The sequence below is a fragment of the Metapseudomonas cellulosilytica genome (assembly GCF_049334135.1).
GTDB lineage: Bacteria > Pseudomonadota > Gammaproteobacteria > Pseudomonadales > Pseudomonadaceae > Metapseudomonas.
The window spans coordinates 23,754-38,644 of the sequence record NZ_JBHZGN010000001.1; the positions used below are offsets into that span (position 1 = coordinate 23,754).

Below are 14,891 nucleotides of genomic sequence, written 5' to 3' on the forward strand. Positions count from 1 at the left end.
ACGGCGCTGCTCGAAGGACTCAGTGACCGGCGCTCTGACCGCCATCCACATGCAGGATCTCACCGGTGACAAAACCGGCGCTTTCCAGATAGACGATGGCCTGCGCGATGTCACTCATCTCGCCCATGTGCCCGACCGGGTGCAGCTGGCCCAGCGCCTCATGGGTTTCCTCGCCGTGCATCGGGGTCTTGATGATGCCGGGAGAGACCGCGTTCACCCGAATACCGCGCTTGGCGTACTCGATGGCCAGGGATTTGGTCGCCGCGTTGATGCCACCTTTGGTCAACGACGCCAGTACCGAGGGCACGCCCTCGATGGCGTGGTCCACCAGGCTGGTGGTGATGCTGACGACGTGACCGCTGCCCTGTTTTTCCATCTCGGTGATCGCGAGTTGGGAAATGTAGAAGAAGCCACCGAGGTTGACCCCCAGCACAGCGGCGTAGTCTTCGTGGGTGTAGTCGGTGAACGGCTTGGCGACGAAGATCCCGGCGTTGTTGACCAGGGTGTCGATTCGGCCAAAACGCGCCACGCCTTCACGAATCACTCGCTCGGCGGTCGCCGGGTCGGCGATGTCGCCCGCCACGGTGAGGATATCCGGGTCATCCGAGGGTTTGATCGAACGCGACGTGGCGACCACCCGATATTCGAGATCACGGAAGGCCTTGACCACGGCAGCGCCGATACCTTGGGATGCACCAGTGACGACAACGACTTTCTTCGAATTGCTCATGATGAACCTCTGCATGTACTGGGGATTGGAACGATCGAGTAATCAGGCTTCCACTGGGGCCTGTGCGATTTGCCTCAGCATTTGCTCGTAGTACTCGACGGACTGCGAACCGGACACCAACTGGCGGTCGTTGAGGATCAAGGCGGGCACCGAGTCGATACCGTGCCCGCGGTAGAACGCTTCGAGCTCACGCACCTCCCTGGCGAACGCCCCGGTCGCCAGCACTTCACCCGCTCGCGCCCTTTCGAGCCCCGCTTCAGCGGCCAGACGCACCAGCGTCGGGTGATCGCTGATGTTCTGCCCGTCGGTGAAATAGGCACGAAGCAAGGCTTTGTTGAGTTCGATTTGCCGCCCTTCCTGCAATGCCCAGAACAACAGGCGATGTGCATCGAAGGTGTTGTAGAAGTGGCTGCGTTGCTCCAGATCGAAGCGGAACCCGACGGCCTGGCCACGGGCGATCACCATTTCGTTTCTGGCGGCGACTTCCTCGGCGCTGCGACCGTACTTGCGCATCATGTGCTGCAACGCGTGCTCGCCTTCGGCCGGCATGTCCGGGTTCAACTCGAAGGGCTTGAAGGTCAGCTCCACCGAGACTTCACCGGCCAGGTTGTCGATGGCCTGGCCCAGCGCCGTCGCACCCAGGGCGCACCATGGGCACACCACATCGGCGACAAAATCGATGGTCACGGACGGAGTCATGACTGCTTCTCCGTGAGTTGCCGCCGGTACTCAGTGGTGGTCAACCCAGCGTAGCCCCAGTTATCGGAGTCGACTTCTTCAATGACGATGTGGGTCAGGTCCGGACGTTTGTGCAGGACACGTTCCAGGGTTTCAGTGATTTCAACGATCACCTGGGCCTTCTGCTCCCGGGTGACACCATCGGGGGTGATACGTACGCTGACGAAAGGCATGACAGCTCTCCAGTGACCTCCCATCGACATGATGGGCAGGTGTTGGAGGCGACTTTAGGACGCAGCTTCAGAGGGATAAAGGCGGGCTTTTGAACATCATTAGTGATGCGATGTAACAAATCTGGATGAGGCGGCGAGCAGAAAGGATTTCATTTGAACTCGGGAAACCACGTCCTTAGGACGTGGTCATGAGTCATCGGCTCTGCCTGTGACGATCGAAATGCTCCGATTGGCAGGATGAAGCCGGCGTCTTTGTAGGATGGGTGGAGCTTGCGATACCCATCAGCTCTGTCCGCATGGGTATCGCTCCGCTCGCGGAACGCCGCCCGACCCATCCTACGGAGGTTATGCGGCAGCCAGCAGTCAGTAGCCTGGATGAAATCCGGGGAAATCCCACCGCCGCTCCCGGATTGCATCCGGGCTACGATTTGTCAGCCTGCTCCGAGATGCCCCCTTATAGGGGGCCAAAAGCAAGTCCACGTTCTACGAACGTGGATATTTACTTTCCCAAGCAGATTCCGATGCCTGAACGACCTGCTCCCGGGCAGCCTCTATTGGCCTCTCACCCGCCTGTTCCAGCCGGCCCTCCCCCCTCGTCACGTCAATTCAGGCTGGGATTGCATGACACTTCTATGACGGAATGTCTGGCACAGCTGAAAGGCAGTTGCATTCCTTCATGACGCCTATGGACGCCGCCGACTGCTTCTGCCCGGTGCTTGAAGGCAGATCAGGACCGCAGCTCGCTGCCTTCACGAAGAGGTCGATCAGCACTGGAACTGACCGCTTCTTTGCGAGAGGCGAAAAGAACGCATGGGCACTCAGTGGACGCTGGGATTTCCACTGCGCCGAATCGCTTGAGGCGTCTGGCCGAAATTACGCAGGAAGGCACGCCTCATCCGCTCGCGGTCGGTGAAGCCCACCTCCCTGGCAATGACGTCGACCGGATGCCTGCTGTCTTCCAGCAGCATCCGCGCCGCCTCGACACGCAAATGCTCCACCGCCTTGGCCGGCGACTGTCCAGTCTCGGCACTGAACGCCCGACTGAACTGGCGCGGACTCAGGTGGGCGACCTCGGCGAGTTCTTCCACGCTCAGGGGGCGTTGCAGGTTGCGGCGGGCATAGTCCAGCGCGCTCTGGATCCGATCGGACTTCGGTTCGAGCTCCAGGAGCGTCGAGAATTGCGATTGGCCACCGGCACGACGGTGGTACACCACCAGCTTGCGCGCCACCTCACGGGCTACTTCGAGGCCGTGGTCCTTCTCGATCATCGCCAGCGCCAGGTCGATGGAGGCTGTCATTCCCGCGGAAGTCCAGACCGGGCCGTCGATGATGTAGATCCTGTCCGGCTCCACTTTCACACCGGGAAATCGATCCTGCAGCGTCTTCGCAAAGAGCCAGTGCGTCGTTGCCCGGCGGCCGTCCAGCACCCCGGATTCGGCCAATACGAAGGCCCCCGTGCAGGGAGCCGCGACCCGTCGAGCGGTCTCCATGGACTGGCGCACGAAACGGGCCAGCCCCGGGGTGATCGGCTCGATGGTCGTACCCGCGCCAAACATTACGGTATCGAAGGTCTGGCGACCGAAGGCGGTGGTTTCGACACGAAAACCTGCGGACGAATTCACCAGTCCCCCCGCCTCCGAGAGCAGGGTGACCTCATAGGCCGGCTTGCCGAGGACCAGGTTGGTGACCTCGAAGGCGGTGACGGCCGTGAATCCCATGACCTGGAACCCGGGGAATATGACGAAGCCGATCGTATGCATGATCCCTCACCATGTCCTAAAAGGTGTCTTCTATGTCATTTAAGACATTTCTACAAGGAAATAGGATCGATCTGGACAACGAACGCGACCGTCGTCGCACAGGAGACAGACATGACTACGAAAATGGGTACGGCGCTTATCACCGGCGCGTCGTCCGGAATCGGCGCGATCTACGCCGAACGACTCAGCCGCCGCGGCTATGACCTGATCCTGGTGGCGCGCAACCGGGAGCGTCTCAACGCCCTGGCCAAGCGCTTGAGCGACGAAACCGGACGTTCGGTGGAAGTCGTGGCCGCGGATCTTGGTGCCAAGGCCGACCTCGCCCGAGTCGAAGACCTGCTGCGTACGGATGCCAGCATCACGATGCTGGTGAACAACGCGGGCGTCGGCGCGACCCGCCCGCTGCTGGAGTCGAACATCGACAAGCTGGAAGATCTGCTCACCCTCAACGTGAACGTCCTGACGCGCCTGACCTACGCCGCGGTACCGGGCTTTGTCGCGCGCGGCCACGGCACACTGATCAATATCGCCTCGATCGTCGCCATCGCGCCGGAAGTCCTGAACGGCGTGTATGGCGGCTCCAAGGCTTTCGTTCTCGCGTTCAGCCAGTCGCTGCAGCACGAACTCAAGGACAAGAGCGTCAGGGTCCAGGTGGTGCTTCCCGGTGCGACGGCGACCGACTTCTGGGAAACAGCCGGCACTCCGCTGCAGTACGTGCCGAGTGCGATCGTCATGAAGGCGGGTGACATGGTGGACGCGGCGCTTGCCGGATTCGATCAGGGCGAATTCGTCACGATCCCTGCCCTTCCGAATATCGCCGATCTGGACGCCTATGAGGCTGCGCGGCAGAAGCTGATGCCGAATCTGTCATTGAGCGCTCCCGCCGCACGCTACGCGAACTGAGTTGTATTCCTGTCGACAGCAGAATAGGGGCCGCACGTTTTTTGTGCGGCCCCGGACCTCGCCCAGGTTCTCCTTCAACTACTGCTTCGTCGTGCCCTGCCCGGGAAACAACGACTCGAATCGTGGCGTCGCCCGGGCAACGAAACCCTGCCCCTGGCGCATGATGAAATAGGCGGCGACGTCATGCCGCTCGGCGAAGGCATAGCCCTCGTCCGGACCGAGCACCATCAACACCGTAGACAAGCCATCGGCATGCAGCCCCAAAGGGTCGACCACCGTCACTGCCGCCAGCGCGTGCTTGACCGGCCTGCCGACACGTGGATCGAAGGTGTGCGAAAAGCGCTGGCCACCCTCCTCGAAATAGTTGCGGTAATCGCCGGAGGTGGAAACGCTGTAGCCATCCAGTGCGATGGCGCGCTCCACTTGCTGCTCGCTCCCGCCGGTCGGCACCTCCAGGGCGATGCGCCAGGGCGAGCCATCGGGCTTGCGGCCAGCCGCCTTGAGTTCGCCGGTGATCTCGACCAGATAGGCCTGGATACCCAGGGCCGCAAGCCTGTCGCTGACCCGATCCACCGCATAGCCGGCGACCACGCTGTCGAAATCCAGTTGCGCCGCCACATCCTTGCACAGCTTGTCGCCATCCAGGCGCAAGTGCTGGTGCCCTACCCGCGCCCGCTCCCGTTCCAGCGCGCTCGCATCCGGTACCTTCTCCCCCCGTGACTGCGGACCGAAGCCCCAGAGGTTCATCAATGGCAGCACCGTCAGATCGAAAGCCCCGCCACTCTCTCGGGACAAAGACTCACCGTACTCCAGCAAGCGACGCATATCTTCCGGCACTGCCTGACAGCCGCCGGCCGGCAGATCGTTGAAGCGGGAAACCACGGAGTCGCCGCGCCAGCCGGAGAACTGCTGGTCGAGCGCCCCGAGTATTTTCTCGACTTCGGCCTTTACTCGCTGCGAGTCGGGCGTTTGCGCGGTGGGTACGTACTGGATCGAATACGTGCTCCCCATGGTCGGCCCGGAAAGCTGTTCGATCCGTTCGCCGCAGCCATACAGCAACGTCAACAGCATCATCAGCAGGCTTGCGCGCATCACTCGACACCTCTCTGTTCCGGCCGCCCCATGCGGCCTGACATCGTTCCGACGCTCCCGCGTGGGATGGCAATTGGCCTACCGTTCATCCGGAAAAATGATCAAAAACTGAACAAACCCTCCATTCGGTGTCTTAGTCCCGTGAGTTATCGAGTGTCGCCCTCGCGTTTCGCTCAATTTTCCCGGAAGCAAAGAACCATCATGTGCATCAGCGCATAGGGGAGTTTTTTGCCCAAAAAAGTTGGAGGACAGAACATGTCTAGCCATTCGTTGCAGAGCGTCGAGCGTATGCAGAACCCCGTCCGCGCCCAGCGTCAGCCGCAGCAGAAACCCTTCCTGCGCCGCCTGCTGGCCATCGCCTCTCCCTCACAGCGTAGCTGGCACGGCGGTCTCAAGCTCAGAGGCTACAAGCAATTATCCAACGCCACGCCGGTTGCCCTGGTCGAAGTCGGAACCGCACAGCTGGCCATCCCGCTCGAGCGGGGCCGCCGCAGCGTCGAGCCTTGCGTGCAGCCGGGACAGCATGTGCGCAAGGGCGAGGTGATCGGAATCGGCGATGACAACACCCCGTGGGTGCATGCCAGCACCTCCGGCATCGTGGAACGGATTGATCTCGCCTTCGCGGCCGATTCGGCCGAGCCGGTCATGGCCGTCATTCTGAACGCAGATGGTCTGGACGAGTGGATCGAACGCCCGGTGCTGGAGCTGCCGCAAACGCCCGAGGCGCTGGTCGAACGGGCATTGCAGATGGGCATCGTCGGCCTGGGTGGGGCGGGTTTCCCGACGGGCCTCAAGCTGGCCGGCGCCCAGCAACCCGATCTGCTGCTGATCAACGGCGCCGAATGCGAACCCTTCCTGACCTGCGATGACCGTCTCATGCGCGAACGTGCCGAGGCGCTGATCGAGGTCGCTGACTATCTCGCCGCCCTGATGGGCGTAACGCTGACCCGCTTCGGTATCGAAACCAACAAACCTGAGGCGATGGCCGCGTTACGTGCCGCCGCTCGCCACGCGCGCACCCCGGTCGAGATCTGTGCGCTTCCGGAGCGTTACCCGGCCGGGGGGCAGCCGTTGATGATCAAGAGCCTGAGCGGCCGCAACCTGGCGCCGGGAAGCCTGCCCGCCGAAATCGGCGTATTGGCGCTGAATGTCGCGACGCTCTACGCACTGGGACGGGCCGTCTTCCACGGCGAACCCCTTGTACGGCGCGTGCTGACGCTGACCGGGGACTGCGAGCGCCCCGGGAATGTGCTGGTGCCGGTGGGTTACCCTGTCAGCGAATTGCGCGAAATTGCTGGCGCGACCTCCGAAGGCCAGTTGACCCAGGTCGGCGGCCCGATGATGGGACTGCCGCTGCCGGACCCTGCTGCCGTCATCAGCAAGACCAGTAGTTGCCTGATATTCGGCGCCGAGCGCTACCTGCCGGAACCCCAACCCGCAGGCAGTTGCATTCGCTGCACGCGCTGCGTGGATGTCTGTCCGATGTCGCTCAGACCGCTGGATCTCTACGATGCCGCCCAGCGCCTCGACAAGGTCAGCCTGCAGGACCTGCGACTGGATGCCTGTATCGAATGCGGCAGCTGCAGCAGCTCCTGTCCGAGCAATATCCCGCTGCGCGAAACCTTCCGCCAGAGCAAGACGGAGCTGCGTGCATGAGCCTGATACGCCGTCCTACCCCGCACAAACTCCGCACGGTGATGCTGCTGGTCAGCTTGTGCATCATGCCGGGCACCGTCCTGTACGCCTGGCAATTTGGCAGCGTGGTCTGGTTGCAGACCTTCTGGTGCGTGCTGCTGGCCCTGGGTTTCGAAGCCGGCCTGCTGCGCCTGCGCGGACAGAAGGTACGCGAGGGTTTGAGCGACCTGAGCTGGCTGGTCCTGGGCCTGATTCTGGCTCGGGCACTACCGCTGCTGGTGCCGCTGTGGATGATCGCCCTGGCCTGTTTTGCCGCTCTCGCCCTGTGCAAGCACGGCAGTGGAGGCCTTGGCCGCAATCGCCTCAACCCTGCCATGGTTGGCCTGGGGATCATCGCCATCTGCTTCTACCAGCAGCTGTACCCCGCGCCCTCGAACTATGCCCCCTGGACCATCACCCTGGATGCCAAGGCGGTTCTTCTGCAACAGTTGCAGCTGGCGCCACGCCTTGACCTCGATGCCTTCGCCGGCGCCACGCAGTTGGCCAAGAACCAGTTCACCTGGATCACCCCCAATCTGTCGGGCTACGGCTATATCGCCGGCGGTTTGATACTGGCTGTCCTGCGGGTGATCCGAATCGAGATTCCGCTGGCGATGCTGGCCAGCACCGTAGTGCTGTGCCTGGCAGCCGGCCATACGCCACAGGAGGCCGTGTACAACCTCAGTCTCGGTGGCTATCTCTTCACCGCCTTTTTCATCGCCACCGATCCGGTCACCAGTCCCAATACACGTGCCGGTCGCATCCTCTTCGGCGTGGCCATTGGCGCGGTGACGGAATTGATTCGCGAATTCGGGCTTTATGCCGATGGTCTCTGCTTCGCCGTACTAGCTGCCAACCTGCTGGTGCCGCAGATCGACCAGCTGGTGCTGCGCTTGCAGCGCCCCTGGTACCACGCGAAAACCTCACACTGAGCGCGCTCACAGCGCCGGCCCCGTAGGATGGGGCCGGCGCGAAACCATAGGTGACGTACCGGTTATGTGAACACATCGATAATTGGATTTATCACGGGAACCTCCGCCAGCAGACTGGCCAGGAACGCGGGATTTTCGGCACCAGACCGCAAGCCCGTCTCTGACACCTCCTGGAGATTCCCATGACTGCCCAGTTCATCAAGCCGGTTGCAATCACCCCTTCCCTTCCTGGCGTCACCAGCTCGACCCCGGAGCACATCCTGTTGAGCGGCAACGGTGATACCACGGCCTGGATTCCCTTCAAGTCCTCCGATGCCAATGTCATCAGCGGTATCTGGGCTTCGGAGCCGTTCAGCAAGAAGAAGTTTCACCCTGACGAAATGGAGTTCTGCTACATCATCGAGGGTCGCGTGAAGATCTCCGATGTGGACGGCAACAGCAGCGTGTTTTCCGCGGGCGAGGCCTTCGTGGTCGAGCCTGGTTTCGATGGAGTCTGGGAATCGGAGACCCCGGTTCGCAAATTCTTCGTGATCACCAAGTGCCGTTGAACTGACTTGCAGGTGGTCTTCGACTTTCCGCTCTGACGTCCCAGCTCGTTGGGGGAACCGTGATGCGCTCAACGGCATGCATCATGGGCCCCTCCTTTTTACGAATCCGATGCTTAAGTGCGCGAAAAGATTCGGGCCAGCGCGCCAATCCTCGAAGACTCTGCAATGCCAGGCAATTTCTCTTCTTCAGGGATCTGCCATGACCAACTACAAGAACACCAGCTTCTGGTTCAACACCATGGACCAGGAACCCACCGTACGTCCTTCCCTGCCAAGCGATACCAATGCCGACGTCGCCATTGTCGGCGCCGGCTATACCGGTCTCTGGACCGCCTACTACCTGAAAACCCTCGCCCCTCAGCTCAAGGTCGTCATCCTGGAAGCGGACATCGCCGGCTATGGCGCTTCCGGTCGAAATGGCGGCTGGGTTGCCGGCTACGTGACCGGCCTTGAAAAGTACCTCGCTCCGCTGTCGATGGAAGAGCGCAAAGCATGCTGCCGGGTCCTGTTCGAGAACGTCGACAACATTGGCCAAAGGCTGCACCAGGAAGGCATCGACGCCAGCTTTCACAAAGGCGGCGTGCTCTATGCCGCAGCTCGATACCCCGAGCAGGTAGCAATGCAGCGCAGGGTGCTGAAAGGCCTCTATCAGACCGGACATACCGAAGACGATTGCTGGTGGCTGGATGCCCGGGAACTGTCGGAAAAGGTTCGCCTGCGCAATGGCTATGGCGCGATCTTCAAGCGCCATTGCGCGACCATCAACCCGGCCCGGATGGTTCGTGGGCTTGCTGAAGCCGTAGAACGAAAGGGGGCGCACATCTATGAAAAGACCAGAGTCACTGCCATTCGCCCCGGCGAAGTCGAAACCGAGCACGGAACAGTGCGAGCCTCGATCGTTGTGCCCGCTCTCGAAGGCTACTCCTCGACGGTCGGTGATCTGGGACGCCTTATCATCCCTGTGCAGAGTCTGATCGTCGCCACCGAGCCGCTGAGCCAGGCACAGTGGGACGAGATCGGCCTTGCCGAGCGCCCAGCCTTCTGCGACGGCAGCCGGATGGTGAGCTATGGCCAACGCTCAGCTGATGGCCGCATGATCTTCGGCGCCCGTGGCGGCTACGTCTATGGCGGCGTCCCGCGCAGCGAGTTCTCCCTGGGCGATGAAGAGTTCCGCCTTCGCGAGGAACTGATGTACGACCTGTTCCCGATGCTCAAAGGCGTGAAAATCACCCATGGCTGGGGCGGCTCGCTCGGCATGCCGCGAAACTTCGCGCCCCATGCGGTCTTCGATCCCAGAAGCGGCATTGCCACTGCCGGTGGCTATGGCGGTCAGGGGGTAGGTCCATCGCACCTCTTCGGGCGCACGCTGGCCGACCTGATCCTGGGCCGTGAAACCCAGTTCACGCAGATGCCCTGGGTGTTCAACAACGCCACGCCACAACGAGCGCTCAAGAAGTGGGAGCCGGAGCCCTTCCGCTGGCTGACATCGCAGACCATCGTCAAGGCATTCACCTGGGAAGAGAATCTGTACCAGTTCAAGGAGAACGCCGTCTGGCGCAAGTCGCTGGCCCACAACATCAGCAGCTCGCTTTCGTTGTTGATGCGCTAAGTCCTGCCAAGCAAGAAAAGGCCATCGGAGCTTGCTTCGATGGCCTTTTTCTTTGCGCGTCCGCTGGCGGCTCAGGCGCCCGACCCATCCTACGAACGGGTGGCTACAGCCATGCGCACCGCCTCCAGAATCAGCCCCGACGTGGCGCCCGGCTATTGGTGCGCGAAGCGCACCCTACCGGACCGGCTTGTTGCCTCCTATGGATGAAGCGTCCGGCATGGGTCCCCTCCCCCTACCGCGAAAATCCACATGGCATAAAAAAGCCCCCGGCTCTCGCCGAGGGCTTTCGTCCGCTGCTGCGGATGGCTGAATTACTTGGCCAGCCAGGCGTTGAAGCGCTCGCTCAGCTCATCGGCGTGATCGGCCCACCACTCCGAGTCCACCTGCAGCGCCGTGGCGAAGTTGGCGTCGGTCGTCGGCAGGTGGGGTTTCACCTCTTCGCTGACCAGGGGTTGGGAGGACTGGCGAGTCGGGCCATAGGCGATGTACTTGCTCTGATCCGCCAGCACCGAGCTCTGGGTGGCAAAGCGCAGGAAGGCCATGGCCTGCTCTTTCTTCGGCGTGCCCTTGGGTACGGTCCACACATCCATGTCGTACATCTGGCCGTCCCAGATGATCTGGAAGGGCTGCTTCTCCTTGACCTGGGCGTCATAGATACGGCCGTTGTACGCCGAGGTCATCACCACCTCGCCATCGGCCAGCAGTTGCGGCGGCTGGGCACCGGCCTCCCACCAGACGACCTGGTCCTTGATGGTGTCCAGCTTGGCGAAGGCGCGCTCAAGACCTTCGTCGGTCTCCAGGGTCGCGTACACCTCTTCACGCGGAACGCCGTCGGCCAGCAGCGCCCATTCCAGGTTCACCTGGGGCGCCTTGCGCAGCGAACGCTTGCCGGGGAAACGCTGCAGGTCGAAGAAGTCCTTCAGCGCCGTGGGCTGGCCGTTCTTGAACGCCTTGGTGTTGTAGGCAACTGCGGTGGACCAGACGATGCTGGCGACGCCGCATTCGGAGAGCGCGCCCGGAATGAAGTCCTGGCTGGCTACTTTGCCGTCGTTGCCAGGAGCCAGGTCCTTGTCCGGATCGATCCGTTCCAGCAGGCCGGCGTTGCAGGCACGCACCGCGTTCGGCAGCTCCATGTCCACCACGTCCCAGGTGATCTTGTTGGTGTCCACCTGGGCCTTCACCTGCGCGATACCGCCCGAGTAATCCTCAGAGATGACCTTGATGCCGCTCTCCTTCGCGAAGGGTTTGTGCGCGGCTTCGATCTGGGCGGTCGCGAGGCTGCCGCCGTAGGACACCACCGTAATGCTTTCGTTGGCCATGGCGACGCAGGAAGCTACCGCCGAAAGAGCAAAAAGGACTGCGCTTTTCATACTGTCTTACCTTTTTTGTCGGTTGGGGTTGGCAGAAAACAAGTCATTCCTTGATGCCACGCAGGCGCAGCGAACGACGCCGCAGCACCTCGATGGCCACCAGCAGCAGCACCGAGCCCAGGATGAGCAAGGTGGCCGCCGCGAGAATGGTCGGGCTGATCTGCTCGCGCATGCCCGACCACATTTGCCGTGGGATGGTGCGTTGCTCCACACCACCCAGGAACAGCACGACTACGGCTTCGTCGAACGAAGTGACCAGGGCGAACAGCGCGCCCGAGATGATTCCCGGGCGAATGATCGGGAAGGTCACCCGGAAGAAGGTGTAGGTTGGCGAGGCGCCCATGCTCGCGGCCGCTCGGGTCAGCGAATGGTCGAAGCCGACCAGGGTCGCCGTGACCGTGATGATCACGAAGGGTGTGCCCAGCACCGCATGGGCCAGGATGATGCCCAGGTGGCTCTGGGCGATGCCCAGGTGGCTCTGGGCGATGCCCAGGGTGCTGTAGAAGAAGTACATCCCGGCCGAGGAGATGATCACCGGCACGATCATCGGCGAGATCAGGGTGCCCATCAGCAGCCCCTTGCACGGCAGGTTCGATCGGCTCAAACCCAGCGCCGCCAGGGTGCCAAGCGCGGTGGCAATGACCGTCGCGCATGCGGCGATCAGCAGGCTGTTCTTGAACGACATCACCCACAGCGGGTCCTCGACCAGCTCGCGATACCAGCGCAGCGAGAAAGCGTCCGGGTCCAGGCTGAGCATGCCGCGGGTGAAGCTGAAGTACGGCTCGACGTTGAACGACAGCGGCGTCACCACCAGGATCGGCAGGATCAGGAACAGCAGCACCAGGGCAGCGAAGCCACGAACGCTGTAGAACCACATGCGCCCCAGGGGGCCGGTGTAGCTTGGAAGGCTCATCTTGATTACCCCAGTTTCATGTTGCTGATGCCGACGACACGGTCGTAGAGCCAGTAGAGGAGCAGGACGATCAGCAGCAGGATGCTGCCGATGGCGGCGGCCAGGCCCCAGTTGAGGGAGGTCTGCATGTGGTAGGCGATGAAGTTGCTGATGACCTGGCCGGTGCGGCCACCCACCAGGGCCGGGGTGATGTAGTAACCAATCGCCAGGATGAACACGAGGATGCCGCCGGCGCTGAGACCGGGCAGGGAGAGCGGGAAATAGACGCGGAAGAAGGTCCGCAACGAGCTGGCACCCATCGAATGCGCAGCACGGATGTAGGTGTTGTCGATGCTTTTCATCACGCTGTACATCGGCAGCACCATGAACGGCAGCAGGATGTGGGTCATCGCGGTGACGGTGCCGAACATGTTGTACATCAGGTCCAGCGGCTGCGAGATCAGACCCAGGCTCTGCAGCGTGCTGTTGAGCACGCCATTGGACTGCAGGATCACCATCCAGGCGCTGGTGCGCACCAGCAGCGAGGTCCAGAACGGCAGCAGCACCAGGATCATCAACAGGTTGCTGGTCCTGGCCGGCAGGGTCGCGAGCATGTAGGCCAGCGGATAGCCCAGTACCATGCAGAGCAAGGTAATGCCCAGCGTCACGGTCAGCGTCTTGATCAGCACGCCTACGTAGATCTGCCGGCTTTCCGGTTGCTGGATGACCTGCCCTTCGTCGTTGTATTGCAGATCGAGCGCGGCCAGGTAGTGCACGCTGGAGTAGGACGGCGCCATGACTTTCAGCTGAGTCCAGGTGCCGAGTTGCCCCCAGCGTTTGTCGATCTGGATCATGGCCGCCTTGTAGCCGCCTTCAGCCGGCGCAGCCTTTACAAGACTTCGCGCGGTCTTGGTGACCAGGCTCTTCATGCCGCTCTTCACCCGGTTCAGGTCGGAGCCGACACGGTCGATCTGGCGAGACTGATTGAGGCTGAGAATCTCACCGCCCAGCGTCGCGAACACAGTCTCGTCGGGCACGGCCTTGCCGTCCCACTCCCCAAGCGCGTGCGCGGTTGCGGGCATGAAGGTGGACAGCGTCGGGTTCTGGAAACTGCGGATCAACATGTCGCCGATTGGCAACAGGAAGAACACCAGGATGAACGCCAGCAAGGGCAGGACCAGCAACAGGGATTTGGTCTTGTTCAGGCGTTCGGCCTGATCGAGTTTTGCCTTCAGGCTCTGGCTGCCGGGCTCCTCGCTCAGACCTTCGAGCGAGGCATTGGCTGAGAACAAACTGCTCATACGAAACTCCAGGAAATCAGCAACGGCACGGGTAGGTGGTTCAGGCGTCCAGTGCCCGGCAATCCTCGGCTGCCCAGCCGACGTCGATGCAGGTACCCGGCTCGGGGCGCACGCGGCCTGCGGCGTTCGCCAGCTTGACGATGAACTCGTCGTGCCCCGCCAACTTGAGGCGCGCGCGCAAGTGATCGCCGTGGTAGATGATTTCCTGGATACAGGCGGGAACACGGTTGTCGCACTCCCCTTCGCGCGGATCGATGGTCACGCGCTCAGGGCGGATCGACAGGGTGGTCGGGTCGCCATTGGCGGGAACGTTCACCGCCAGCGCCTTGAGGAGGTGGTCGCCCACGCGGACCTTGCAGTAGCTGCCGTCGCGATCGACGACCTGACCACGCAAGCGATTGTTCTCACCGATGAAGCTGGCCACGAAGGCGGTTTCCGGCTTCTCGTAGAGATCGGACGGATTGGCCAGCTGCTGCACGATGCCCTCGTTGAACACGGCGATGCGATCCGACATGGTCAGCGCTTCGCTCTGGTCATGGGTGACGTACACCACCGTGATGCCCAGTTGCTTGGACAGGCGCTTGATCTCGTACTGCATCTGCTCGCGCAGCTGCTTGTCGAGGGCACCCAGCGGCTCGTCCATCAGCACCAGACGCGGCTCGAAGATCAGCGCACGGGCCAGGGCCACCCGCTGCTTCTGGCCACCGGAAAGCTGCGCCGGCATCCGGCAACCCAGTTTGCCCAGGGCCACCATGTCCAGGGCCTTGCGCACGCGTTCCTGAGTCTCGGTACGGGACAGGTTGCGAACCTTCAGCGGGAAGGCGAGGTTCTCCTCGATGGTCATGTGCGGGAACAGCGCATAGTTCTGGAACACCATGCCGATTCCGCGCTTCTGCGGCGCAATATCGTTGACCGGCTTCTTGTCGATGCAGATCTGGCCATGGGTGACCGTCTCGAACCCGGCCAGCATCATCAGGCAGGTGGTTTTCCCCGAGCCGGATGGCCCCAGCATGGTGACGAACTCACCGTGCTCGATTTCCAGGTTGAAGTTCTTCACGACGAGATGCTCGCCGTCGTAGCTTTTCTGCACGTTGCGGAAACTGACAAAAGATTCTGCGCGCATGGATACACCTGCTTCTTGTTCGACTTCGATGTGGGAATGCGATGAG

The 14,891-nt window shown here is 62.0% G+C and carries 14 protein-coding genes; 5 read left to right on the top strand and 9 right to left on the bottom strand.

Annotated features, from left to right (window positions below; genetic code table 11):
- Positions 1–19: 19 nt before the first annotated feature.
- The 4 genes from ACFW0H_RS00140 to ACFW0H_RS00155 form a co-directional block, all read right to left on the bottom strand.
- Positions 20–730 carry an SDR family NAD(P)-dependent oxidoreductase gene (locus ACFW0H_RS00140; protein WP_422911876.1) on the bottom strand — a complete coding sequence of 237 codons (711 nt, stop codon included), beginning with the start codon at positions 728–730 and terminating at the stop codon, positions 20–22.
- A 42-nt stretch (positions 731–772) separates the two neighbouring features.
- A complete protein-coding gene (locus tag ACFW0H_RS00145; RefSeq protein WP_422911877.1) occupies positions 773–1,429 on the bottom strand; it encodes a DsbA family oxidoreductase in 657 nt (218 codons plus the stop codon).
- Positions 1,426–1,641, bottom strand: coding sequence for a tautomerase family protein (locus ACFW0H_RS00150; protein ID WP_422911878.1), 216 nt, complete (start codon positions 1,639–1,641; stop codon positions 1,426–1,428). Before ACFW0H_RS00150 ends, ACFW0H_RS00145 begins: the two co-directional genes overlap by 4 nt.
- An 818-nt stretch (positions 1,642–2,459) precedes the next feature.
- Complete coding sequence (locus ACFW0H_RS00155) at positions 2,460–3,401, bottom strand: GlxA family transcriptional regulator (protein ID WP_422911879.1); 942 nt, start codon at positions 3,399–3,401, stop codon at positions 2,460–2,462.
- 111 nt (positions 3,402–3,512) lie between these two features.
- Here ACFW0H_RS00155 and ACFW0H_RS00160 point away from each other — a divergent pair, with 111 nt between their 5' ends.
- Positions 3,513–4,304 carry an SDR family NAD(P)-dependent oxidoreductase gene (locus ACFW0H_RS00160; protein WP_422911880.1) on the top strand — a complete coding sequence of 264 codons (792 nt, stop codon included), beginning with the start codon at positions 3,513–3,515 and terminating at the stop codon, positions 4,302–4,304.
- Positions 4,305–4,382: 78 nt separating this feature from the next.
- Here ACFW0H_RS00160 and ACFW0H_RS00165 read toward each other — a convergent pair whose 3' ends face one another.
- Entirely contained in the window at positions 4,383–5,396 is a 1,014-nt protein-coding gene (locus tag ACFW0H_RS00165) for an FAD:protein FMN transferase (RefSeq protein WP_422911881.1), read from the bottom strand.
- Positions 5,397–5,651: 255 nt separating this feature from the next.
- On the opposite strand from ACFW0H_RS00165, the gene rsxC reads away from it, so the two are divergent.
- The 4 genes from rsxC to ACFW0H_RS00185 all read left to right on the top strand — a co-directional run bounded on the left by rsxC (position 5,652) and on the right by ACFW0H_RS00185 (position 10,159).
- Positions 5,652–7,052, top strand: a complete 1,401-nt coding sequence (rsxC, locus tag ACFW0H_RS00170) for an electron transport complex subunit RsxC (RefSeq protein WP_422911882.1) — start codon at positions 5,652–5,654, stop codon at positions 7,050–7,052.
- Entirely contained in the window at positions 7,049–8,002 is a 954-nt protein-coding gene (locus tag ACFW0H_RS00175; protein ID WP_422911883.1) for an RnfABCDGE type electron transport complex subunit D, read from the top strand. Before rsxC ends, ACFW0H_RS00175 begins: the two co-directional genes overlap by 4 nt.
- Positions 8,003–8,184: 182 nt before the next feature.
- Positions 8,185–8,550: a cupin domain-containing protein gene (locus ACFW0H_RS00180; protein WP_422911884.1), complete on the top strand. Its 366-nt coding sequence runs from the start codon at positions 8,185–8,187 to the stop codon at positions 8,548–8,550.
- Positions 8,551–8,749: 199 nt separating this feature from the next.
- Positions 8,750–10,159 (top strand): NAD(P)/FAD-dependent oxidoreductase, encoded by a 1,410-nt coding sequence (locus ACFW0H_RS00185; protein WP_422912255.1) that lies wholly within the window; start codon positions 8,750–8,752, stop codon positions 10,157–10,159.
- A 311-nt stretch (positions 10,160–10,470) separates the two neighbouring features.
- Here ACFW0H_RS00185 and ACFW0H_RS00190 read toward each other — a convergent pair whose 3' ends face one another.
- Genes ACFW0H_RS00190 through ACFW0H_RS00205 form a run of 4 tightly spaced genes read right to left on the bottom strand, consistent with a single transcriptional unit; the run spans position 10,471 to position 14,845 of the window.
- Positions 10,471–11,529, bottom strand: a complete 1,059-nt coding sequence (locus tag ACFW0H_RS00190) for an ABC transporter substrate-binding protein (RefSeq protein WP_422911885.1) — start codon at positions 11,527–11,529, stop codon at positions 10,471–10,473.
- Between the two features lie 43 nt (positions 11,530–11,572).
- Positions 11,573–12,442: an ABC transporter permease gene (locus tag ACFW0H_RS00195; RefSeq protein WP_422911886.1), complete on the bottom strand. Its 870-nt coding sequence runs from the start codon at positions 12,440–12,442 to the stop codon at positions 11,573–11,575.
- A 5-nt stretch (positions 12,443–12,447) separates the two neighbouring features.
- Entirely contained in the window at positions 12,448–13,722 is a 1,275-nt protein-coding gene (locus ACFW0H_RS00200; RefSeq protein ID WP_422911887.1) for an ABC transporter permease, read from the bottom strand.
- Positions 13,723–13,762: 40 nt separating this feature from the next.
- Positions 13,763–14,845: an ABC transporter ATP-binding protein gene (locus ACFW0H_RS00205; RefSeq protein WP_422911888.1), complete on the bottom strand. Its 1,083-nt coding sequence runs from the start codon at positions 14,843–14,845 to the stop codon at positions 13,763–13,765.
- Positions 14,846–14,891 lie beyond the last annotated feature (46 nt).